Below are 22,770 nucleotides of genomic sequence, written 5' to 3'. Positions count from 1 at the left end.
ACCGCGAGGCGATTACCGTCCTCGCGGCCGGAAATGCCGGACGCACTGCCGGAACTCCCCTGGTCAGTGAAAGAACGATGATTCCGATCGCGTCGCGCGACGCATCCGGTCGACCGATGCCGAATTCGAATCTCAGCGTCTCGATCGGCGGCCATGGGGTGACCGAGCCCAGGTACGGGATCACCAGCATCGAGGACCACCAACCCCATCCGTTCGGTGCGTCGGGCGGCTACTCGAATGGCAGTGGCGCGCTGTTGCGCAGGATCAGCGCGTACCTCGCCCCGGACGAAGCCCCGCCGGTCGAGAAGGACGTTCCGTCGCGGGGCGGGTCGTAGATGGCCGACTGGGACGGCGCGGGCTACGCCCACATCAGTGGACTCCAGCGCGCGATGGCGACGGACGCTGTGGAGTCCGTCCAACTCGCGGGCGGCGAGCACGTCCTCGACGTGGGTTGTGGCGACGGCTATGTGACTCGCCTGATCGCAGCGCGGGTGCCCGCTGGTTCCGTGCTCGGCATCGACCCGTCGCCGCGGATGATCGAGACCGCCCGCACGGCCGACGACCAGCTCACCAATATCGACTTCGGAGTCGGCGACGTCACGACGATGACCTTCCCCTATGGCTTCGACCTCGTTGTCTCGTTCAACGCACTGCACTGGGTGCTCGACCAGGAGACCGCCTACCGCCACATCGCCGCGGCACTCGAACCCAGCGGACGGGTGCTCGTGCAGTATGTCTGCGGCGGGCCTCGCCCGAGCATCGAGGATGCCGCGATGGCGGTCACCAGCGAGGTGCGCTGGTCGACCGCGTTCGCCGGGTTCTCGCGCCCCTTCGTGCATATCGACCCCGGCGCACTGCCCTCGATCGCGGCGAGTGCCGACCTCGAGGTCACCGCACACTCCGTGACCGACCGGGAATGGGACTTCGGCTCACGCGAGGCCTTCGCCCGATGGTGCACGGTCGGGTTCGCCGACTGGACAGCCCGCATTCCCGCCGCCGACATCCCCGCCTTCATCGACGAGGTCGTCGACCGCTACGAAGCCGTCGCCGGCCGGCCAGGACTGTTCCGATTCCTGCAGTTGCGGGCCGAGCTGTCGCGGCGGACCGCCTTCCTGGAACCCGCGTAGAGCACTACTCGATACGTCGACCGCCCCATCACCTCGAGGAGACCAAATGCAGACCGTCCTCGGCGCCGGCGGACCGATCGCCGACGAGCTCGTGAACGAGCTCCACCGCAACTACACCAAGGACATTCGTCTCGTCAGCCGTAAGCCGTCGCGGGTCAATGACACCGATGAACTCCTGGCCGCGGACCTCACCGATGCCGAGGCCACCAGCCGTGCCGTCGCGGGCAGCCAGATCGCCTACCTCACCGTCGGCCTGCCGCTGAACTCGGAGCTGTGGGAGCGTCAGTTCCCCGTCATCATGCGCAACGCCATCGACGCTTGCGCCGAACACGGGACCAAGCTCGTCTTCTTCGACAACACCTACATGTATCCCGGAACGTCGGCTCCCCAGACCGAGTCGACAGTATTCGCACCGGGCGGTCGCAAGGGACGTGTCCGCGGCGAACTCGCCACCACGCTGCTCGAGGCCGTACGGGCCGGTCGGGTTCAGGGCCTCATCGGCCGCGCCCCCGAGTTCTACGGACCCGGTTCGACCAAGAGCTACACGAATTCTTTGGTGTTCGACAGGATCAGGGCAGGCAAGCGGCCGTTCGTGCCGGTCAACGCGCACACCGAGCGCTCCCTGATCTGGACACCCGACGCGAGCCGGGCGCTGGCCCTGCTCGGCAACACCCCGGATGCCTACGGCCAGACATGGCACCTACCGGTCGACCCGAACCGGCAGTCCTACGCCCAGCTCATCGAGATCGCCGGCGAGGTCATCGGCCGCAAGATCGACTACACGGTGCTGCCGATGCTCGCGTTCCGCCTCGGGCGCCACTTCGTCAAGCCGCTGGATGAGATGTATGAGTTGCTCGGCCGCTACCGCCACGACAACATCTTTGACAGCTTGAAGTTCGCGGCCCGCTTTCCCGCCTTCCAAATCACCACCTATCGGGAGGGAGTGCAGCGGATCCTCTCCGACTGACCGGCCGATCAGCCAGTCTGACGACAGCCGCTAACCGGTTCCAGGACATGGTCGTCGACGTGCGGGCGCGTTGGAAAGCACTGTTGGCCAACCGGTTCGGATGGCCGACCACCGCGCGGGTCACGGCATGAGAGCGCGCTCGATATCACTTCGAATCGAATCAGTTCGACAAGAACTCACCGACCAGGCGGCGAAGTTCAGGGGTCTGAGCTCTGTTCAGCTGATTGGTCATGGCATCCGCTCGCTGGACTACGCACCGTGCCCTGGCCAGCAGTCCGATCTGGTCCGACCAGTGGTCACGGCGAAGCCGCAGCATGGCAACCAAGAGATCTCCCGGGTAGAAGTCGCCCTCCGCCAGCGGATTCTCCTCCAGCAGGTCAAGTACCCGAGGCAGGATCGCGACGGTTCCGACGCTCTGCGACAACATAATTCGTAGGTCTTCAATGCTCAGGTCCCCAACTGGAACCCGACGCAACTGGTGGACTCTTCGGATCACGTGGGTGGCATCTGATGCCGGCTCAGGCCAGGCCTCACCCTCGATTTGTTCTAAGGATTGCTGGCCCGATGGGTTGGCAGGCATGGAGTCCACCGTATACAACTGCCCAACTGCCTGCGACTGTGCTCGTCACGCTGGGTCTCGGCTGTGTTCGATGTCGCGATAGGTCCGATCTGTCGTGGCATCGAGGGTCCAACTCGCATCGATGCGGACTTCTTCGACGAACGGCAGCGGCTGTCAGCCGTGCGCCCGCCTCGTCGGGTTCTCGGAGCATGTTCCGCCGCACCAGATCCTGAAATATCACAGCACATTGCCCTCGTTCGAATCGGCGCTGGACTGCGATCGCGGTGGTGGACTTGCCCGAGGCCGAGTTTCCACGGATCACGACCAGTGGTTCATCACCACCATCACCACTACGACCTCGGCCTACCCCGGTCGCCCCGTTGGGGCGCTAGGCCGCGTGGGTGAGTCGCGCGGCCGCCGCGCCGACCGTCGGTCCGGCGCTGACCAGCGTCGACATGAACCGATCCTGTTCTCGCGCACCACGAGTCGCGGCACGGTCGAGCCCGCCGGGCAGCAGCCGGGTGACCGAGCGCGCGACATTGACGGGGATGCGGATCGCCGGGTACCACGGCACGATCGCCGTCGGCAGCCCGAGCGCACGCATGGTGTGGCGGCCGAGGAAGGTCCCCGTCACCGACAGATGCTGGGCATAGGCAAGACGGCGCCGGATCGTGGGCAGCCGGTCGTAGTTCCACGACAACGGGTCTCGTGACATCGGCACCGCGAGCTGACGGGTCGACTCGTCGGGGTCGGCCAAGGCCGACAGTGTGTGCACCAGGACGCGCACGCCGTCGCGGAAGGAGTGCGGCAGCCACTGCTCCTCGACCCCGAGCAGCCAGCCGACGTAGCGGACCAGGTGCGCGACAGCGTCGGTTTCGGCGGGGGTGAGCAACAGGCCAAGGCCCATCCCACCGATCGCCGGTGCGATGAAGGCGCCGACGAGCGTGGCCGCCATATCCGTCTGATTGATGGGCAGGCCCCAGTCCTCGGTCCGCCAATCCGGCATGGCAGCCACGTGCCTGCGGACGAAGGCGTGGATGAGTCGCACCCGGATCGTGGATTGGTAGCCCAGACCCAGCGGGGACAATCCGTCCTCGGACAACACGTCCATCGCCCACTGCATCGTCTCGGCCCACCGCTGGTTGGAGCCCTTCTCCAGCGCTCCTGTGCGCAACAGGGTCTTGTTGAAGCCGGAGAACTGGTAGCCGCCGAGCATGGCGACGTCGCGCGCGATGTACATGCCGTCGGAACCACCGGTGAGCAGGACCTTGGCTCCGCGCACGAGTTTGTCGTGATCGACCCAGGCCGGAACGGTCTCGACCGCGGCGAAGAACTCGCGCAGCGCGTCCGGCGCATCAGGCACCGCGGCGATGCCGTCGGTGAGCGCTCGATCGAACAGCGGGCGCATCTGCTTCGAGCCCGTGGCAACCATCCAGTCCACCAGTTGATCCATCGCGGCGTCACCGACGAGCAAGCCCTCGCCGAGACGCTGCCACTGCTCCGAGTCGGGGCTGTGAACCCCCAGCATCGCCGCGAAGCCACCGACGACGGCGGGAACGTGGTGGGGACGATCGGGGTGACGGGTGGGGACGGTGGTCATCGACACTCCTCGTTGAGCGACAATATTTTGGATAACGACTGATATCCAAAATATGTCGGCTGCTAAAGTCCTGTCAATGGCGCGCGCAGAGGTGGTCCGGTCCTACCGGGGAATCAGCGCGGCGAATCGACGAGACGAACGCCGCGACAAACTCCTCGCCGCGGGTCGCCAGATCTGGGGCGAGGCCGGCCCGAGCGAAGTCACCGTGCGCCGCGTGTGCGCCGCGTCGGGGTTGACGCCGCGCTACTTCTACGAGGATTTCGCCACCCGAGACGCACTGGTCCTCGCCGTCGCCGAGCAGGTGCACGAGCAGCTGTTCACCACCCTTGTCGAGGCGAGCCAGGCCGAGCCCGGCACCCTGAAACGCAAACTCCTGCGGGCACTGACGACCTACCTCGACACGATCGCCGACGACCCCAGCATCCACCGCATCCTCACCAGCGATACCCACAGCGTCGCCGGGCTCGAAGAGTTGCGCTCACGTGCCGTCGGTATCGTGACCGATCTCGTGATGCAGTACAGCGCGGAATTCCTCGGTACCCCCGCGAATCCGGAGATCCGGCGCCAGGAAGCACTTTTCGTCGTCGGCGGGATCAATCAGCTCGTGGCGACCTGGCTGGCCGACCCCGGTCGGCCGACCACCGAAGTCGCCGCCCTGTGCACCGAACTCGCGCTAGCTGTGGTGAACCGAGCGCCCTGACAGTCGGTGCGGTCGAACAGCTCGTTCACCATGACGGTCGAGTCGGCACCGAGCGGCCGAATCAGTAGATAGCAGACCAGTATTCGTTCACGGTCCATGTCACCGCACGGAATTCGGGGTGTTTCGGGTCGTCGGTGACGGTAATCGTCGCGCGCGCCAGGTCGATTTTCATGCCATCAGCCACGAACTGCTGACTATTGGCAGTGAAAGTGAAGAAGGCTCCTTCGAAGGGGTCAGGCCGTAGCGCCGGCGCTGCCGCCCGCATGATCCGGGTGCCGGTCTGGTCCTCGCACACGACGAATCGCTGGTCGCCGCCTACTCGGCTGCCCTGAAAGGTGGTCACCGGGCTCCCAGCGAGGTAGCGAACACGTGGATTTCCAGATCGACGCCCAACTCGAGCAGCCGGGGTTACCGTGGAGTGAGGTATCCAGGAGAGGACCGTCGCCATGTACCCGCCCGGCCCCCGACTACCCGCGATCGCGCAGACGATCCGGTATGTGCAAGCGCGGGAACGGTTCTTGACCGCCACCGCTCGCCGTTACGGCGACACCTTCACCCTGCGCATGGTGCCGCCGTACGCCCGACATCTGGTCGTGTTCACCCGCCCCGAACACGTCCGCGAGATCTTCGCCGCCTCCCCCACCGACCTGCACGCCGGCGAGAGCAACGGCATCCTGCGTCCGCTGCTGGGCGATCATTCGGTGCTCATCACCGACGAAGCCGAGCACGCTCGCGCTCGCCGCCTGCTGATGCCCGCCTTCACCGGGTCCGCCCTGACCGGTTATCGCAAGATGATCGAGCAGATCGCCGCCACCCACGTGGAGACCTGGCAGGCCGGGTCGACCGTCCGCAGCCTGGACGCGATGACCGCGATCACCCTCGATGTCATCGGCGAGGTGGTGCTCGGTGTCGCCGATCCGCGCCGTCGCGACCTACTCGGTCCACCCATGCGCCGCATCACCGACATCGCCCCGCTCACCCTGCTCGGTTCCCGGTACCCAGCCCTACAGACCCGCGGACCATGGAAACGGTTCCACCACGACCGGGCGAGTCTGGACGTCCACCTCTACGCCGAGATCGAGCAGCGCCGCACCGGCAGTGACGCCCCGGGCGCTGATGTGTTGTCGCGACTGATGTCCGCGGGCAGCGGCGACGACACCCCGCTCACCCGAGACGAACTCCGCGATCAGTTGGTCACCCTGCTCGCCGCCGGGCACGAGACGACTTCGGCCGCACTGTCATGGGCGCTCCGCGAACTGGCCGCCGACCCCACCCAGCAGGACCTCGCCCGCCGAGCCGCGCTCGACGGCGACACCGTGTACCTCGAAGCGGTGATGAAGGAAGCACTGCGCTATCACTGGGTCATCGGCGGTGTGGTGCGAAAGCTCACCCGCGACATGATGATCGGCGGCCACGACCTGCCCGCTGGAACCGTCGTCGCGGCCTCGATCCTGCTCGCGCACCAGCGGCCCGAGGCCTTCCCTGACGCGGTGTTCCGGCCCGGTCGCTTCCTCGACGGCAGCGTGGCGCCGAATACCTGGCTGCCGTTCGGCGGTGGGGTGCGCCGGTGCATCGGAGCGGGTTTCGCGCTGATGGAGGGTGCGGCGGTGCTTCAAGAGGTCCTGCGCCGCCACGTCCTGTCCCTGCCTGCGGACGCGACGACGCGGGGCCGGGTCCGCAATATCACGCATGTGCCGTCCGACGGTGCACCGATTCTGGTCAACTGACCGCGATCATCCTACGAACTTCTGCAAGGCCTCTGCCATGGCTCGCGGCTGGTCTTCGGGAATAAGAGTCCACGAATCATCGATGATCAGCTTGGCCGCATCGGGGAACAGCTCAACCAATCGGTCCGCATGCTCGAGCGGCATCATCTGATCCTCGCGTGCCCACACCACGAGCACCGGACGCGTGAATGTCCGCAGTTGATCGGATAATTCGAGCAGTCTGCGTCGAGAGGGCGCCCCGGTGGCGAATTTGACCAGATCCCGGCGGATCGCGGCGTTCTCGATGGCGGGACGAAACCATTCGTCGTACAGCGCGTCCGGCAGCCCTGTCTTGCTCAGCGCACCGTAGGCGCGTCGACTGTGCCGGAAGAACTTCGTCCCGAACATCCTGCTCAGCAGCCAGCCCCCACCGGGCAGGCGGCACAGCAGGGCTGCCGGGCGTGCCGGCTCGGGCGGGTAGTTGTCGAACGCGGTGCACGAGGCGAGCACCAGCCTTCCCACGCGCTGAGCACGCCCCTCGGAGATCAGGAACTGCCCGCCGCCCCAATCGTTGAGGACCAACGTCACCTCCTCGAGTCCTAGGACATCGAGGAAGTCCGCGAGGATGCGAGCCACTCCCTGCTCGGTCAGGTCCACGTCGGGATGCATCGGCTCGACGTGCGCGCCCAGGAGCAACGTCGGTGTGATGCAACGGTATTCGGGCAGCAACGGAATGACTTTGCGCCATTGCCGACCGTCCATGAGCAGGCCGTGGCCGAACACGAGGACGGGCCCCTCTCCGCCGGTGTCCTCATAGGCGATGGGCCCCGCCGGTACCTGCACTGTAGGCATCCCGCACCTCCTAGATAGATCGTTCTACTGGGTCACGATATGCTGTGGCGTACCACCGCGCAAGGAGTGATCGCCATGGCAGATCTCGGCACACGGGAACGGATACTCGAGGCGACAGCGGAGCTGTATCGCCGCCAGGGCATGTCCGCCACCGGCCTCAAACAGATCTCCAGCACAGCCAAGGCACCGTTCGGCTCGATCTACCACCACTTCCCCGGTGGCAAGGAATCGATCAGCGTGGAAGTCATCCGGCGCGAAGGAGTCCGTTACGGCGATTTCGTCGGCACGCAACTGGCCGACGCCGATCCCGCGACCGCGATACCGCAACTCTTCGAGAACGCCGGCAGGCTCATGGAATCTCAGGACTACAGCGAGGCATGTTCGATCGAGACCATCGCACTGGAAGTGGCGAGCACCAACGAACGGCTCAGAATCGAGGCCGCGGAGGTCTTTCAGGACTGGCTGACTCGACTCGCCCGATGGTTCGGACAACTCGACATCACCGAGCAACAGAGTCGTGCTCTGGCGATGTCGACTCTGACTGCCCTCGAGGGAGCGTTCGTGCTGTGTCGCACGCTGCGTTCGATCGAACCCATCATCGTTGCCGGGCAGGGAGTCCAGTCCGCGGTGACCGCTACCCTCGCCCAAGCACAGACGCCGCAATGCTCTCTATAAGGCAAAGGGTCAACGGTGGCACAGCATTTCACCGACGACCGAGGTCGACGGCGTGAGCTTCGGATCCGACTTCGGGATGATCAACCGACGAGTACGACCTGGGTATGCATCGCAGCGAACTCACCACGAGCGGTCTCGACTCCGGCGGTCGGCCACGTGATAGTGCCCATGCTGCCGCGATCTGCCCACGCGCACACCGCTATCGGGTGCTTTCCCTGCCGTGGAGTGTTCTTTGCCCCGCACTTGGCCAGGCCACCCACCGGTCCGGGATCGACGGACCGCACGTCCTCCAGTCCGTCCGTGCCATCGGTCGGCGTGCCCAGGAGAAGCCTGTCCAGTGCCACCTCCATGTTCTCTTCGATAGCGACGGTCGCAGCGATCAGCACGAGCCCGCTGGGAGAGGTGCCTTTGCGATAGAGAGCCGACACAACAGAATTGGCGGTCGGCACCAGGTTGCGGAACCTGGCATGCTCGGCGGCTTCATCGGTCCGGTCCCGGTCATTCGGTGGCCGGACGATTTTCTCGCGGCCCCCCAGAGAATCCGGCACGACCACTGAAATCGGAGCCATGGGCTCGGGTTCGGCATCGGCAGCGCTGCACGCTGCGCTCGCGAACAAGACAACTCCCACCATCACGATCACATCAGCGACACGTCTACCCGCCATTGGTCTCCCCCATCCATAGTCCGCTCTCACTCACAGCGCAGCGATCCCACACACAGAACAACGGTATCGTGGCAGACCGCGGGCGCGCCTCGTCCACGTGAGTGCGACTGTCAGAGGTTCACGGTGGGCGGGCCCTGGCTTGTTCCCACCTGGATGCCGACTACGCAGGTGTCGTCGTCTGTGTCGGCGTCGCTGCTGTCGAGCAGGTGGTCGAGACGCTCGTCCAGGCTTCCGGTGAATGCGGCCGAGATCGTGAGAAGTCGTTCTATGCAGAGGTCGAGATCTAGGTCGCGGCGCTCGATGAGGCCGTCGGTGTAGAGCAGGAGTGTGTCGTCCAATTCGAGCTGGATTTCGCCTTCCTCGTAGCTAGTTTCGGCCAGCGCGCCGAGGATTATGCCTCTGAGTTCAGGCAGGGAGCAGGCGTGGCCGGCTCGGACCAGCACTGGTGGCGGGTGACCTGCGCGAGCCCAGCGCAAGACCCGAGTCAGTGGGTTGTAGACGCCACAGATGGCTGTGGCGAAGATGCTGTCGGTGAGGTGGTGGGCCACTAGATTCAGCCATGCCAGCATCTGGCCCGGTCCGGCACCGGTTGCGGCCAGGCCGCGTAAGGCGTTGCGTAGCACGACCATTCCGGTCGCGGCCGTGATGCCGTGGCCGGTGATGTCGCCGACCGATACCAAGATCTCCTTCGACGGCAGCACGATGGTGTCGTACCAGTCGCCACCGACGAGTTCGTCCTGCTCGGTCGGCCGGTAGCGCACCGCGATGCGCAAACCGAACGCGTCGGTGGACGGCTGCGCGTCGGGCATGATGGCCTGCTGGAGTTGCCTTGCCAGACTGCTCTGCTCGGCGGCGCGCACTTCGGTGTCGGTGAGCCGGTCCCGGGTCGCCGACAGCGCGATCTCGGTCCAGTGTTGGGCCGAGACATCCTGGTACGCACCGCGGATGGCATGTAGGTGTCCGGCCGCGTCGACCACCGGTTCGGCGATGATCCGGACGTGGCGGGTCACGCCGTCGGCTCTGCTCAGCCGGCATGCGGTGGAGGCCGGACGGCGGTAGCGCAGCAGCGTGCGCAGAAACCGTCGCACCGCCTCGGTGTCGGCGTCGTGGACGTGGCCTGGCAGCTGCGCCAGCGGGACGGGGTCGGTGGTCGGCGCCAGCCCGTAGAGCGCGAAAAGCTGTTCGCTCCAGGTGATCTCGCCGGTGGCCGCGTTCTCCTCGAAACCACCGACGCGGCCGAGTCGTTGGGCGTGCTGCAGCAGCGTCGCCAGTCGTCCCGACTCGTCCTCTATCCGCCACACCATGAGCACGGCGTCGCCGTAGCGGCTGATGCTGAGCGCGGCCGCGACGGTCAAGGGGATCTGGTCGACCAGTTCGGTCAGCATGACCCGGTCGGCGCGGTAGGTCTCACCCGTAGCGAAGACATGCTCGATCCGCTCGAACAGTCGTCCCTCGACCGCGGCCATCGGGTACATCTCGAGCAGTGACGAGCCGCTGATCAGGCCGGGAGGTCGACCGGCCGGGTCGACGAAGCAGCTGTTGAGGTGGTGGATGGCGAAGTCGGCGAGCGTGCCCCGCTCGAGTTGGGGTATGAGTACCAGTGCGGGGTCGAACAATCCATCGGCCATGCGCACGAGGTCGGCGACATCGGCGCGTTCGGTGGTCCGTACCGCGGCCGAGTCGGACTCGAGCGTGTGCGCACACAGCTCGGCCAGCGCTTGCAGTTGCTGGTGGATCTGGCGCGGTTGCACCTCGATCGGCCGAGGCCAGCACACCTCGAGCACCCCGAGTATCTTGCCTGCCGCGCCGATCGGGATCGCTGCTCGGCCGCCGGCACGGTCTCCGATCGAGGGCAGCCCCGACACAGTCAGGTCCTCGATCCACTGCGCCGTGCGTTGGATCAATGCCTGCCGCGCGGGGGTCACCACCCCCGGCGGCACATAGCGCCACCGTTGGGCCTCGTGCCCGTCGATCCCGGCGAAACCCGCCAGCGACAGCGACGCGTCGATGCCCGCGGACCAGATCGCGACCGCGGTGGCACCCAGCGGCGACACCGCGTGTTCGAGCACCGACTCCGCTACCCGCTGGGTATCGCCCGCCGCGAGCAGCCCGCTCTCGGCGGTGCGCAGCCGCACGACCGCGGTCGGCCCGCTGGGTGGTGTGGCGGTGGCTTGCAGGAACTCCCCGACCACCGCGCTCATTTTGTCCTGCGCCGCCTGGTTCACCAGGTCGACAGCCAATTCCAGGGGCGCGACCCCGGCTCGGGCGGACAGGATCTCCAATTGGGTTGCCGCCTGCGCGGGCCCGCAGTGCAGCCGTTCGACCAGCACGCCCTTCGCCATCTCGATCAGCGCCCGGCCGTCGGCTGTGGCCTGTGCCTGCCGGATCTGGTTGTTCAGCCGCTCCACTGTGGCCGCGAGACGCGGGACTACCGTGGCTGTCCCGGCATCGGTGTCACCGATTCCGGAGTCGGTCATCTGACGCCGAGCCAATGCACGATGCAGGCCAGGAGCGCGTCCGCGTCGACCGGCTTGGTGACGTAGTCGTTGGCGCCGGAGGCCAGGCTCTTGTCCCGGTCACCCAGCATGGCCTTGGCGGTCACGGCGATGATAGGCAGCTTCTCGTACTGTGGCATCTCGCGGATGGTCGATGTCGCGGTGTAGCCGTCCATCTCGGGCATCATCACGTCCATCAGCACCAGATCCGTTTCCGGGTGCGTGAGCAGGGTGTCGATGCCCTCGCGGCCGTTCTCGGCGTGCAACACGGTGATGTCGTGCAGTTCGAGAATGCTGCTGAGCGCGAACAGATTACGGGCGTCGTCGTCGACGATGAGCACCGTGCGCCCGGCCAGCTCGCCGAGCGGGCGATGCGGTGTGGCGGCTGGTGCCTCGTCCCGGCGAACCAGGGGCAGTACGTCCCCGGGCGCCTCGGCGGTGACGTGCAGGGCGATCCGCTCGCGCAGTTCATCCAGACTCGACAGCAACTCCAACGGCCGTCGCCGCATCCGATCCTGCAGTAGGCGTTCCTGCTCGGCGTCGAGGCGGCGGTTGTGGGCGAGCACCGGCACGCTGCTCAACGCGGCATCGCCGTCCATCGTCTCGAGGAAATCCAGCGCGGCGCTGCCGGGCATGTCCAGCTCCAGCACTACGCAGTGGAACGCCTCGGCGGCGAGTGCTCCGGCCGCTTCCGCCACACCGATCGCGCTGACCACCTGAACCGGTCCGCGCGGGTCGTTGTTGTCGGCGAGGTCGGCCACCGCGCTCTGCGCGACCAGCGACAGCAGGCCCTGCGGCCGCTCCTCCACCACCAACAGCCGACGCTGCTGTGGCGTCGCCGAGCTCGACACGAGTTCCAGACGGTCGGTCTGCTGTCGGTCCACGTGATCGAGCTCGAGCACCTCGTGGAAGTCCGGGCGAGCGACCGGCAGGTAGAGGGTGAAGGTGCTGCCTTGGCCGAGGGTGCTCTCGGCCGCGATGGCCCCGCCGAGCAGGTAGGCGATCTCGCGGCTGATCGACAGACCGAGCCCGGTGCCGCCGTATTTGCGGCTGGTCGTGCCGTCAGCCTGTTGGAAGGCGCCGAAGATCGACTCCAGCTGATGCTGGGCGATGCCGATGCCGGTGTCGATCACTCGCAGGGCGATGGCCATGCCGTGGCGGCGTACCGCGGCGGGCAACTCGTGGGTCTCCGTCGGCTCGATGCGCAATTCCACCGACCCGCTCTCGGTGAATTTGACCGCGTTGGACAACAGATTGCCCAGCACCTGCCGCAGTCGAGAGTCATCGGTGAGCAACTCCAGTGGCAGACCCGCCGTGGTCGTGATCCGGAAACCGAGACTCTTTTGGGTAGTCACCGGCCGGAAGGTCGCCTCGACGTAGTCCAGCAATTTGCGCAGCGGCACCCGCTCGGGGGTGATATCCATCTTGCCCGCCTCGACCTTGGAGAGATCGAGGATGTCGTTGATCAGCTGCAGCAGATCAGAACCCGCCGAGTGGATGATGCCGGCGTATTCGACCTGTTTGGGGGTGAGGTTGCGGGTCGGGTTCTGCGCCAGCAACTGAGCGAGGATGAGCAGACTGTTCAGCGGTGTGCGCAGCTCGTGGCTCATATTGGCCAGGAACTCCGACTTGTACTTCGAGGCGAGCGCCAGTTCCTGGGCGCGGGTCTCGAGTTCTTGCCTGGCCTGCTCGATTTCGAGGTTCTTCGCTTCGATGTCGCGGTTCTGCTGAACCAGCAGCGCCGCCTTCTCCTCCATCTCGACATTGGACAGCTGCAGTTCCTCCTGGCGTACCTGCAGCTCTTCCGAGCGGGCCTGCAACTCAGAAGTCAGGCGCTGCGATTCGACCAGCAGTTCGTCGGTACGAGCGTTGGCCACGATGGTGTTGACGTTCACGCCCACTGTTTCCATGAGCTGATCGAGGAAGTCGAGGTGGATGCGGGTGAAGCGATGCAGGGAGGCCAGCTCGATCACACCGAGCACCTGGTCTTCCACCACGATCGGCAGCACAAGAAGATTGACCGGCGCGGTGCGCCCCAACCCCGAGGAGATGGTGACGTAGTCACCGGGAACGTCGTCCACGGCGATCGTGCGGCGGCTGCGCGCCGCCTGCCCGACCAGCGACTGGCCGAAGGTGAGCCGAGGCGCGCTGCCCCGTCCGTCCGGGCCGCCGTAGGAGCTGATCAACCGCAGCTCCGGCTGCTCGGCGGTTTCGTCGGCCAGGTAGAACGCACCGAACTGCGCCGACACCAGCGGCGCGAGCTCGTCCATGATCAGCTCGGCCACCACATGCAGATCGCGCTGGCCCTGCATCAGGCTCGAGATGCGGGCCAGGTTGCTCTTGAGCCAGTCCTGGTCCTGGTTGGCCATGGTGGTTTCGCGCAACGACTCCACCATGGAGTTGATGTTGTCCTTGAGCTCGGCCACTTCCCCGGAGGCTTCGACGGTGATCGAGCGCGTCAGGTCACCTTCGGCGACGGCGCTGGTGACCTCGGCGATAGCGCGGACCTGGCGGGTCAGGTTGCCCGCCAGCTCGTTGACGTTCTCGGTCAACCGCTTCCAGGTGCCCGAGACGCCCTCGACCTCAGCCTGGCCGCCCAGTCGGCCCTGCGAACCGACCTCGCGGGCGACGCGGGTCACCTCGGCGGCGAAGGCTGACAACTGGTCGACCATCGTGTTGATCGTGGTCTTGAGTTCCAGGATCTCTCCGCGGGCGTCCACGTCGATCTTGCGGGTCAGGTCGCCCTGGGCGACCGCGGTCGTCACCTGGGCGATGTTGCGCACCTGATTGGTCAGGTTGTTGGCCATCGAGTTGACGTTGTCGGTCAGGTCCTTCCAGGTACCCGCCACGTTGGGCACGCGAGCTTGTCCACCGAGCATGCCCTCGGTGCCCACCTCGCGGGCCACGCGGGTGACTTCGTCGGCGAACGCCGACAGTGTGTCGACCATGGTGTTGATCACCCCGGCCAGCGCGGCGACCTCACCCTTGGCCTCCACGGTGATCTTCTGGCTCAGATCACCGCGCGCGACCGCGGTGGCGACCTGGGCGATCGAGCGCACCTGGTTGGTCAGGTTGGAGGCCATCACGTTGACGTTGTCGGTGAGGTCTTTCCAGGTGCCCGAGGCGCCGCGGACGGTCGCCTGTCCGCCGAGGTTGCCCTCGGTGCCGACCTCGCGTGCTACGCGGGTGACCTCGTCGGCGAAGGAGGAGAGCTGGTCGACCATCGTGTTGATGGTCTCCTTGAGCTCGAGGATTTCCCCGCGCGCGTCGACACGGATCTTCTGGGTGAGGTCACCGCCGGCGACCGCCGTGGTGACCTGGGCGATCGAGCGCACCTGCGCGGTGAGGTTGTCGGCCATGACATTGACCGACTCGGTGAGGTCCTTCCAGGTCCCCGAGACGCCCTTGACGTCGGCCTGTCCGCCCAGCCTGCCCTCGGTGCCCACTTCACGGGACACGCGGGTGACCTCGTCGGCGAACGAGGAGAGCTGATCGACCATCGTGTTGATGGTCTCCTTGAGCTCGAGGATTTCTCCGCGAGCATCGACACGGATCTTCTGGGTGAGGTCACCGCCGGCCACCGCGGTAGCGACCTGGGCGATCGAGCGCACCTGCGCGGTGAGGTTGCCGGCCATGAAGTTCACCGAGTCGGTGAGATCTCGCCAGGTCCCGGACACACCTTTGACGTCGGCCTGCCCGCCCAGCCTGCCCTCGGTGCCCACCTCACGGGACACGCGGGTGACCTCGTCGGCGAACGAGGAGAGCTGGTCGACCATCGTATTGATGGTGTTCTTCAGCTCGAGGATCTCCCCGCGCGCGTTCACCGTGATCTGCTGGCTCAGGTCACCGCGCGCTACCGCGGTGGCGACCTGGGCGATATCACGCACCTGGCTGGTCAGGTTGCCCGCCATCGCGTTCACCGAGTCGGTGAGGTCCTTCCAAGTGCCCGACACACCGGGCACCTCGGCCTGCCCGCCGAGGCGTCCGTCGGTGCCGACCTCGCGCGCGACACGGGTGACCTCGGAGGTGAACAGCGACAGCTGGTCCACCATGCCGTTGAACACCGTGGCGATCTCGCCGAGCAGCCCGTCGGCGTCGGTGGGCAACCTGGTGCCGAAATCACCGTCGCGCACCGCGGTCAAACCGGCGAGCAGCCGCCGCAGTTCGACTTCGTCGGTGGCCACCGCGGCCTGCAGCGGCGGGGCCTGCTCGGGCACTGCGCGGGCCGGTGCTGCGGTATCCGTCATAGCTGTCCTCGTTGGTCGACCGGTCCGAATCGAACACCTATCCGATCGGTGTGAGGTATCGCCGACCCGTCGTCACCCACACACGACGCAGCGGTGTGTTGTCGGATTCGGATGACCACCCGCCCGAAGACATTACGCTGCAACCGCTGGGTGTGAATGCGGCTAACCGGGATTGAGCCCGCCAGGGGTCTGTCGACGTCCATGGGGCCGAGTTCGCAGATCCTGCTTCACATATCGAGATAGAAGCGGATCGTCGTGCCGTCCTCGCCGGTGTGTACGCGCACCAGATCTGCGATGTAGTGCACCAGCAGCAGGCCTCGACCGCCGAATTGTCCCTGTTCAGGTGGCCTGCGCCCGGCCAGTGGATCGCTCAGGCACCCGCCGTCGCGAACCTCGAAGACGAGGTGTCCCGGCTCGGACCACATCGAGAAAACGCCCCGGCCGCCGCCGTGTACCACGCTGTTGGTCGTCAGTTCCGCGACCGCCAGCTTGGCGTCTTCGAGCCGTACGGCGTCGAGTCCCCATGTGCTCGCGTGGTCGACGGCGAACTGCCGGACCGATCGAAGCTCGGCTTCACCGAAGGCGAAGACGGCGGCATCGGGCGCCGCCACCAGCGGCTCGTTGTAGCGGGCCACGATCGCCTGCCAGTCGTAGTCGTTGCTGGCCTGCTCGCGCCCCTGACTGATGACGGTGGGGTGGGTGAGCCGCGCATCGGCCAGGGCCGCCGCGTCCAGGTGTGTTTCGTCGTAGGGACACAGGATGGTCACCGCGCGGCCTTCGAAGGCGGCATTGATCAGCGCTTCGTGCTGCGCGCACGCGGGGTATTCCACGGTGCTACGCCCAGCCCAGATCGGCTCGCCGATGATACGCACCCGTCCCTCGGGATGCGCGTCGGCGAACCCTCTGAGCACCTTCGGGATGATCCGCCCCGGGTTGCGGCCGACTTCGGTCATGTCGAGAAACGAGATGCCGCGAGCATCGGCGCCGAGCTCGTCCTTGATCAGCTCGAGGTTGGGCCCCGGTACCGCGACGGCCATCGGCTCACCGGCTGCCAAACCCTCGCGCAGGAATGCGCCCGTCTGCTGGGCGTATTCCTGCGCGTTCGCATAGAAGAGGGCAGGGTGTTCGAACGCCTCGTTGGCAGTCGCTGTACTCATCGGGGCATTACCGTCGATTCGGTTCGGGCGGACAACGTTGATTGACGCGGCCACCGGAAGGGCGTATTCACGCGCGGGCTCCTTCGCCACCGTCGGCCGACTCTCAGCCGGAATCGGCAGAAGGTAGAAGGTAGAAGCCTTCCGGGCGCACAGTCTAGCCCGCCGCGTCGAGCACCGATGATCGGACACGGAGTGCCGGGCCTGCTCGATGCGCGGACACGCGAGTTCGGAACGAAACCGTCGAAGCCGCGGGCGACCACGCAACTGGCCGGCACTTGCGAGTCCGCGTGGACCGGGATTCGCTACCGGCAATCTCGTGACACCACCCGGCGGCAGCTCCGCCGCACCACCGCGGTCGGGCAGGCCTACGGTGCGCACGCAGTCAGGAGAAATCCGGGCACAGGTTCGTGGTCGCGGCGCTGACGAACAGCGGGCCCTGATCGAACTGGTAGGTCTGCTCAACCGCGGACGTCTCGTCCAGAACCGACACGCCGGCACGCAGATGTTCACACGTCACGTGGCCCGCGGCGACCAACTCCTGCTCCGACTTCCCCGGCAGGGCCGCGTCGTTGATCCTGATCTCCTCCAGGAACGACACTTCGTCAGCGCTGAACTCGGCCACTCCGGCGGTGCGGGAAGTGGTGACTTCTACACTGCGGGGACCGGTCGTCGGGTCACAGCCCGCTACTGCGGCACCGAGAACCGCAACAGCCAGACTGACCGCTACCACATTGGCACGCAACTGAATTCGCTCTACGAACATCGTGTTGACCCTGATCTCGAGCAGAGGGACCGATACCCTCGATCGGTCCTCTCCGACACCGTTTCCGGTGTGCCATCAACGATCCCGCAGCAGTCGATTGCCCGGAACCCACCCCAGGGTTGGCACAACCCAACCTATGAGCACTTGGCCGATCCCCACCCCGTTGGCAGGAAAGCAGGCCGGTCAGGAGGGGCGTGAGGGGCGCGATCGAGTGCCACTCGATACCGGCATAACTCAGTGCGTCGGCTGCGGCATCTCTTCGTAGACCTCGCCGACCTCGCCGCCCAGCAGTCGTTCGGTCATCTGCTGTTTCAGCACGGTCAGTCGTTCGTCGTCGGCGGGAGTGCGGTCGCCACGGGCTCCGAGCTCGATGAATTCGTCGGTGACGTATCCCGCGTCGCGCAACCGCACCAGCACGGTCCGATCGCGGTAGCGAAATTCCCAGACGTAGCGAGCCAGGGTGGCGCCGCGGTCGGTCGCGGCGAGTTCGGGTACGACAACGAAACGATCGCCGGTGACCGCACGCAAGGCCATTTCGATCGCGTCCCGGCCGCCGGGGCCGGGGAACGCGGTGCGGACGGTGACCTCGCGGCGCTCGACGGGACCGAGTATCGAGACAGCGTGGCGCATCGCGCAGTAGGCGTGCGCTACCCCGCCGGGGAAGTGCGGCCCGTGGTACTTCATCAGATCGGTGAACGAGATATCGATCGGCGTGCCCGATTCGAGGACTGTCAGCATGTTTTCCTCCGGTCGGCGGTGGCCCAGTACAACGCCGAATAGAGCAATTGCGTTGCGCCGGGCATGAATCCGGACCCGTGGTGGTACACCGGGTCCATGGTCGTGACCAGCAGGCGACCGGGGGTCGACTGCTCGTCGAGATAGAGGATCGAACCGTCGCGGGCGCCGTCCTCGGTGTGTAGATCGACCAGGCTCACCGCGCCGGGCGGGGGTTCGAGCACACCGTGGTAGTGCCAGATCACCGCGCGATCGGCGAAGAAGTCCCAGGCTGGATGGTGCGGGGCGCGGGTGCGGAGCCGGTGGTCCTCGCCGGTTCGCCACCACCAGAACACGGTGGGACGGCTCTGCTGGCGGACACCGGGCACCCAGCCCTCCACGGTGTTCTCGCCGAAGACCAAGACGGTGGCGCCCCGGTCGAGGGCGGCCAGAATGTCCGCGGTCCAGTGCCGCAACAGATCCGGGCGGAGCCGGTCCGACACCACGATCACGTCGATGTCGGCGAGTTCCTCGGGCGCCCCGGTCCGCACATGGATCGGCCGGAGCCGGTAGGGCGCCAGTGCGGGGTCGGCCACAGTAGCCAGTTGTGCGTGGCTGCCGCCGTGTAGCAAGGCGATCGAGCAGGCGGCGCGAACGAGGTCAGTCATCGCGGCCTTCCAGCCATCGGACGAGTTGGGTGCGCAATCGCTGTGTGCCGCGCGCGGGGGTGGCGAACTGCAGCAGATCGTTGCCGCCGTGCACCAGCACCCGGCCGGCGCCGAGCGGGTAGTCGTAGTCGAGCGGGGCATTGGTCGTGCCGAGTGTGTGCACCACTCGGGCGTCGTCGGGCAGGTCGGCATACCAGCCACGGCCGTAGAAGCCGGCGACGCCGATCCGGGCCAGTTCTTCGAACGGCACAGATCCCGGCGTTCCGGTGTTGTACAGGAAGGACTTCGGATCGGTGCCTGCCCACACGGGGTGCTCGTTCACGCGGGTCAACGCGAGATCGCGCGGGTTGCGGAAGTCGAGCTTTCGCCACGTACTCAGGCCGTCCAGGAAGAGACGCTGTACGTGCCCGTTGATGACAATGCGTCCGCCGCCGGTGACGAAGGAATCCAAGAACGGCCGCTGCTCGAGCAAGTACTCCTGATCGACATCGCCGGTCAGATACACCCCGGTGACCGAGTCGTCGCATTCAGCAGGCAGGTCGTAGACATCGATTTCTCGCATGCCGTCGACCACCTGCCGATCGCGTGGGGCCATGTGCGCGTTGAGCACCGTCACGAGATTCCCCTGCCGAAATCGGGCACGGTCAGTCGCCTTATCGCACTGGGTGTTTCGATGTCGGCGGTGACGATCGGCACCCCGTACATCTCGGAAAGTAGTGCACCGGTGAGCAACTCGCGGGTCGGACCGACCCGCTGGTCGTCGGCGCTCACCATCAGCATCGACCGTTCGGACACGTGCAGTGCGTGATCGGGGTGGTGGGTGGTCATCACGACCGCCATTCCTTCGTCGGCGAGCGCGCGGAGCACAGTCAGCACCTGGGCTTGGTTGCGGAGGTCGAGGGCGGCGGCGGGTTCGTCGAGCACGATGGTGTCGCAGTCGGAGACCAATGCCCGGGCGATGAGCACCAATTGGCGCTCGCCGCCGCTGAGTCCGGTGTAGTCACGGTCTGCGAGATGGGGCACGCCGACCCGGTGCAGCGCCTCCCGCGCGGCCTCGCGGTCGGTGGCGGTAGGAGTGCTGTAGATCTTCACCGTCCTGGCCCTGCCCATGAGCACGATATCGAGCACCGAGAACGAGAACACCACCGAATGGCTCTGCGGGACGTAGCCCACGCCACCGGTCGTCGCGACGGAACCGGCTACCGGGCGCGTGATTCCGGCCAGACACTTGAGCATCGTGGTCTTGCCACGGGCGTTCGGCCCGAGCACCGCGAAGACCTGCCCCGGCTCGGCGCGGACCGAAACATCGCGAAAGATCCACGGCCCCTTGGCCGAATAGCGGAACGACAACGAACTGGCCTCAAGCATCCGAACCCCACAGGCGGGTTCGGTTGCGGATCAGCAGCGCCACGAAGAAGGGCGCGCCGATGATCGCGGTGAGGATGCCGATCGGGATCTCGGCGGTGCTGATCGTGCGCGAGAGGGTGTCGATCAGGGTGAGGTAGATGGCTCCGAGCAGTGCGCTGACCGGCAACACCATTCGGTTATCGGTGCCGACCATCATGCGCACCAGGTGCGGGACGACCAGTCCCACCCAGCCGATCACCCCGGCGACCGACACCGATCCCGCGGTGATCAACGCGACGCACACCAGCAGCAGGTTGCGCAGGCGCTGGGGCGAGAGCCCCAGCGCGGTGGCGTCCTCGTCGCCCATCGCGAGGATGTTCAGCCGCCAACGCAGCGCGAGCACCACCAGTCCCGCCGCGACGATCGGGATCGCCGCGGTCAGCACTTTGGTGTAGCTAGCGGTCGCGAGTGAACCCATGAGCCAGAAGACGATCGAGGGAAGTTCGCTGTAGGGGTCGGCGATATAGGTGATGAACGAGACCATCGCCCCGAACATCGCGCCGACCACGGTGCCGCCGAGGATGATCATCAACAGCGGCGCCCCCGGCACTGCCCGGGCGATCGCAACGACCAGCGCCAATGCCGCCACCCCGCCGAGGAACGCCCCGCCCACCAGTGCGGCGCCGCTGAATCCGGCGAGCAGGATCAGCACGCCGCCGAATGAGGCACCCGAGGACACTCCGAGGACTTGGGCGCTGGCGAGCGGGTTGCGGAAGACCGCCTGCATCACGGCACCGGTGAGCGCGAGCCCGGCCCCCAACAGGATCGACAACAGGACGCGGGGAAGTCGCACATCGAGCACCACCGTGGCTTCCTGCGGGTACCAGGTCTGCTCGATCGGCAGGAACTGCCCCAACAGGATTCGAACGATCTCGTTCGGCGGGACGGCGTAGCGGCCGACGGCCAGTGCACCGACCGCCACGACGATCAGCAGCAGCAAGAAGCCCGGAACGGCCAGCATCCGCCGATCGAACCGCGCCCGCCGCGGCGCCGGATCCACCGGCGCCGCGAGCTGATCAACGGAGGAACTGGTCATAACCGGCAGCGTCTTTGTTGAGGTCCAGACGCAGGACCTGGTCGATCTCGTCGTCGGTGATCCGGTAGGCGAACAGATTGTCGAACCCGGCGCGAATGTCCTCGCGCAGTTGTCCATCGCGCGTGCCCGGGTACAGGATCTGGTGCATCCACAGCCACATCAGCGGCGATTCCGCGCCCGGCACCTGCCACCGATAGCCACCCAGTGGGGTCTTGTAGACGCGCTTGTTCTGAACAGCGCTCACATTCGCCAGCCTCGGGTCGGCGTAGATATCGGCAGGAGTGCTCTGGTCGAATCCGCTGAGCATGATGACCTCGGGGTTCCAGGCCAGGATCTGTTCCGGACCCACCTGCCCGGAGTCGGAGACGAAGCCCTTGCTGACCAGATCCCCGCCGACCAGGTCGAACTGGAATCCGTCGTACCCCTTGGCGCTGGTGGTGCTGTAGGTGTCGCCGGTGCGCGACAGGATCATCGCCCGCGGCCGTTGGCCCTGCGTCGAGGCCACCCGGGCGCGCATCTCGGCTTGCTCAGCGCGCTGCCAGTCCACGAGTTGCTGCCCACGTTCCGGCTTACCCGCGATCTGCGAGAACAGCGTGATCCACTGTTCCAGGTCGTCCTGGGTGCCGTATTTCAGCCCGACCACGGGGAAGCCCGCCGACTCGATCGGCGCGATCACGTCATTGCCCCGATCACCCCACTGGACAACGACATCGGGATCGAGTTGCAGCAACGTCTCGACATTCGGCACGAAATCGTTGCCCGCGACAACCGCGGAGTCGGCCGAGGCGGGGAACATGGTCGCGAACATGCCACCGCGATTGGCGACCAGCGTCGACTGGTTGATGCCGACGATGCGGTCGTAGCTGCGGTCTACCGCGGCGAAGATCGAGGGTGCGGGCATCACGGTGAACGCCACCTTGTCGGCGGGTCCATCCAGCGTGACGGTCTGGCCACGCTGGTCGATGATCGTCAGCGCTCGCGCGCCGGCCGCGTTGTCGGCCTGCGCTTCTCGGCTCGAGCACCCTGCCGTCAGAGCGAGGGCTCCGATCATGCCGACGGCCATCCATCGCCGGGCCCGAAGGCTCCGCTTCCGCTGTCGTGCACGCTGCGTATTCGCCATGCGCCGTACCGTCCCACTCTGAAACCATCATCCAATAAGTCAAGTTAGCCTAACCTACATTCTTGGTTAGCTGGGAAGTGTCGCATTGCCCTGGAACCGTGCGAGCCGATGCGCGCACGAGGTTCGGTTGCGGACTCTTTTGCACCATCGTCGGGGTCGATGGCGTGACCGGAGATCACACCCAGGCTGATCAGCACACGCACCACCCACTCAGAGATCTGAGCGAGGTCGCGACCGGAATGAATCTCGCCGCGCGCTGCCGCGACCTCGCGGTAGGAACGCCAGAAGGATGCCGGGTCAGAATCAGGCTGG

At 66.3% G+C, this 22,770-nt stretch carries 21 protein-coding genes; 6 read left to right on the top strand and 15 right to left on the bottom strand.

All coding sequences use genetic code 11. From position 1 onward, the window contains the following. Positions 1-116 precede the first annotated feature (116 nt). From QX204_RS13360 to QX204_RS13350, 3 genes are read left to right on the top strand one after another with little or no spacing between them, the layout of a single operon-like run. Positions 117-335, top strand: a complete 219-nt coding sequence (locus QX204_RS13360; protein WP_301907062.1) for a hypothetical protein — start codon at positions 117-119, stop codon at positions 333-335. Beyond that, positions 336-1,127: a class I SAM-dependent methyltransferase gene (locus tag QX204_RS13355; protein WP_301907061.1), complete on the top strand. Its 792-nt coding sequence runs from the start codon at positions 336-338 to the stop codon at positions 1,125-1,127. Positions 1,128-1,173: 46 nt separating this feature from the next. Further along, positions 1,174-2,094, top strand: a complete 921-nt coding sequence (locus QX204_RS13350; protein WP_301907060.1) for an NAD-dependent epimerase/dehydratase family protein — start codon at positions 1,174-1,176, stop codon at positions 2,092-2,094. Positions 2,095-2,254: 160 nt separating this feature from the next. Here the strand turns inward: QX204_RS13350 and QX204_RS13345 are convergent, their stop codons facing one another. After that, positions 2,255-2,674, bottom strand: coding sequence for a contact-dependent growth inhibition system immunity protein (locus QX204_RS13345; protein ID WP_301907059.1), 420 nt, complete (start codon positions 2,672-2,674; stop codon positions 2,255-2,257). Between the two features lie 367 nt (positions 2,675-3,041). Then, the gene (locus QX204_RS13340; RefSeq protein ID WP_301907058.1) at positions 3,042-4,253 is read right to left on the bottom strand and encodes an oxygenase MpaB family protein; all 1,212 of its coding nucleotides are present in this window, start codon (positions 4,251-4,253) and stop codon (positions 3,042-3,044) included. Between the two features lie 76 nt (positions 4,254-4,329). On the opposite strand from QX204_RS13340, the gene QX204_RS13335 reads away from it, so the two are divergent. Beyond that, positions 4,330-4,953, top strand: coding sequence for a TetR/AcrR family transcriptional regulator (locus QX204_RS13335; RefSeq protein WP_301907057.1), 624 nt, complete (start codon positions 4,330-4,332; stop codon positions 4,951-4,953). Between the two features lie 61 nt (positions 4,954-5,014). Here QX204_RS13335 and QX204_RS13330 read toward each other — a convergent pair whose 3' ends face one another. Next, on the bottom strand, positions 5,015-5,296 hold the full coding sequence (locus QX204_RS13330) for a hypothetical protein (RefSeq protein WP_301907056.1): 282 nt from the start codon (positions 5,294-5,296) through the stop codon (positions 5,015-5,017). A 103-nt stretch (positions 5,297-5,399) separates the two neighbouring features. Here QX204_RS13330 and QX204_RS13325 point away from each other — a divergent pair, with 103 nt between their 5' ends. Further along, on the top strand, positions 5,400-6,680 hold the full coding sequence (locus QX204_RS13325) for a cytochrome P450 (RefSeq protein ID WP_301907055.1): 1,281 nt from the start codon (positions 5,400-5,402) through the stop codon (positions 6,678-6,680). Between the two features lie 6 nt (positions 6,681-6,686). On the opposite strand, the gene QX204_RS13320 is transcribed toward QX204_RS13325, so the two are convergent. Then, complete coding sequence (locus tag QX204_RS13320; RefSeq protein ID WP_301907054.1) at positions 6,687-7,511, bottom strand: alpha/beta fold hydrolase; 825 nt, start codon at positions 7,509-7,511, stop codon at positions 6,687-6,689. 75 nt (positions 7,512-7,586) lie between these two features. On the opposite strand from QX204_RS13320, the gene QX204_RS13315 reads away from it, so the two are divergent. Then, positions 7,587-8,186: a TetR/AcrR family transcriptional regulator gene (locus tag QX204_RS13315; protein ID WP_301907052.1), complete on the top strand. Its 600-nt coding sequence runs from the start codon at positions 7,587-7,589 to the stop codon at positions 8,184-8,186. Positions 8,187-8,266: 80 nt separating this feature from the next. On the opposite strand, the gene QX204_RS13310 is transcribed toward QX204_RS13315, so the two are convergent. From QX204_RS13310 to QX204_RS13260, 11 genes are all read right to left on the bottom strand, one after another. Further along, positions 8,267-8,827, bottom strand: a complete 561-nt coding sequence (locus tag QX204_RS13310; RefSeq protein WP_301907050.1) for a hypothetical protein — start codon at positions 8,825-8,827, stop codon at positions 8,267-8,269. 134 nt (positions 8,828-8,961) lie between these two features. Beyond that, a complete protein-coding gene (locus QX204_RS13305; RefSeq protein WP_301907048.1) occupies positions 8,962-11,328 on the bottom strand; it encodes a SpoIIE family protein phosphatase in 2,367 nt (788 codons plus the stop codon). Continuing rightward, positions 11,325-15,593: a HAMP domain-containing hybrid sensor histidine kinase/response regulator gene (locus tag QX204_RS13300; RefSeq protein ID WP_301907046.1), complete on the bottom strand. Its 4,269-nt coding sequence runs from the start codon at positions 15,591-15,593 to the stop codon at positions 11,325-11,327. The genes QX204_RS13305 and QX204_RS13300 overlap by 4 nt, the downstream gene beginning before the upstream one ends. Before the next feature lie 227 nt (positions 15,594-15,820). After that, on the bottom strand, positions 15,821-16,750 hold the full coding sequence (locus QX204_RS13295; protein ID WP_301907044.1) for an anti-sigma factor RsbA family regulatory protein: 930 nt from the start codon (positions 16,748-16,750) through the stop codon (positions 15,821-15,823). 382 nt (positions 16,751-17,132) lie between these two features. Continuing rightward, complete coding sequence (locus tag QX204_RS13290; RefSeq protein WP_301907043.1) at positions 17,133-17,513, bottom strand: DUF732 domain-containing protein; 381 nt, start codon at positions 17,511-17,513, stop codon at positions 17,133-17,135. Between the two features lie 234 nt (positions 17,514-17,747). Continuing rightward, positions 17,748-18,251 (bottom strand): hypothetical protein, encoded by a 504-nt coding sequence (locus tag QX204_RS13285; protein ID WP_301907042.1) that lies wholly within the window; start codon positions 18,249-18,251, stop codon positions 17,748-17,750. Continuing rightward, positions 18,245-18,895, bottom strand: a complete 651-nt coding sequence (locus QX204_RS13280) for a hypothetical protein (RefSeq protein ID WP_301907041.1) — start codon at positions 18,893-18,895, stop codon at positions 18,245-18,247. Before QX204_RS13280 ends, QX204_RS13285 begins: the two co-directional genes overlap by 7 nt. Then, on the bottom strand, positions 18,888-19,511 hold the full coding sequence (locus tag QX204_RS13275) for a hypothetical protein (protein ID WP_301907040.1): 624 nt from the start codon (positions 19,509-19,511) through the stop codon (positions 18,888-18,890). Before QX204_RS13275 ends, QX204_RS13280 begins: the two co-directional genes overlap by 8 nt. Beyond that, positions 19,508-20,263, bottom strand: coding sequence for an ABC transporter ATP-binding protein (locus QX204_RS13270; protein WP_301907039.1), 756 nt, complete (start codon positions 20,261-20,263; stop codon positions 19,508-19,510). Before QX204_RS13270 ends, QX204_RS13275 begins: the two co-directional genes overlap by 4 nt. Continuing rightward, a complete protein-coding gene (locus QX204_RS13265) occupies positions 20,256-21,338 on the bottom strand; it encodes a FecCD family ABC transporter permease (protein WP_301907038.1) in 1,083 nt (360 codons plus the stop codon). The genes QX204_RS13270 and QX204_RS13265 overlap by 8 nt, the downstream gene beginning before the upstream one ends. Beyond that, positions 21,319-22,389 carry an ABC transporter substrate-binding protein gene (locus tag QX204_RS13260; protein ID WP_301907037.1) on the bottom strand — a complete coding sequence of 357 codons (1,071 nt, stop codon included), beginning with the start codon at positions 22,387-22,389 and terminating at the stop codon, positions 21,319-21,321. Before QX204_RS13260 ends, QX204_RS13265 begins: the two co-directional genes overlap by 20 nt. Between the last annotated feature and the right edge of the window lie 381 nt (positions 22,390-22,770).

Source organism: Nocardia sp. PE-7 (genome assembly GCF_030486425.1).
In the GTDB taxonomy this organism is placed as follows: domain Bacteria; phylum Actinomycetota; class Actinomycetes; order Mycobacteriales; family Mycobacteriaceae; genus Nocardia; species Nocardia salmonicida_A.
Note: the sequence above shows the minus strand (reverse complement) of the source record. Positions and strands in the feature narration are given on the sequence as shown.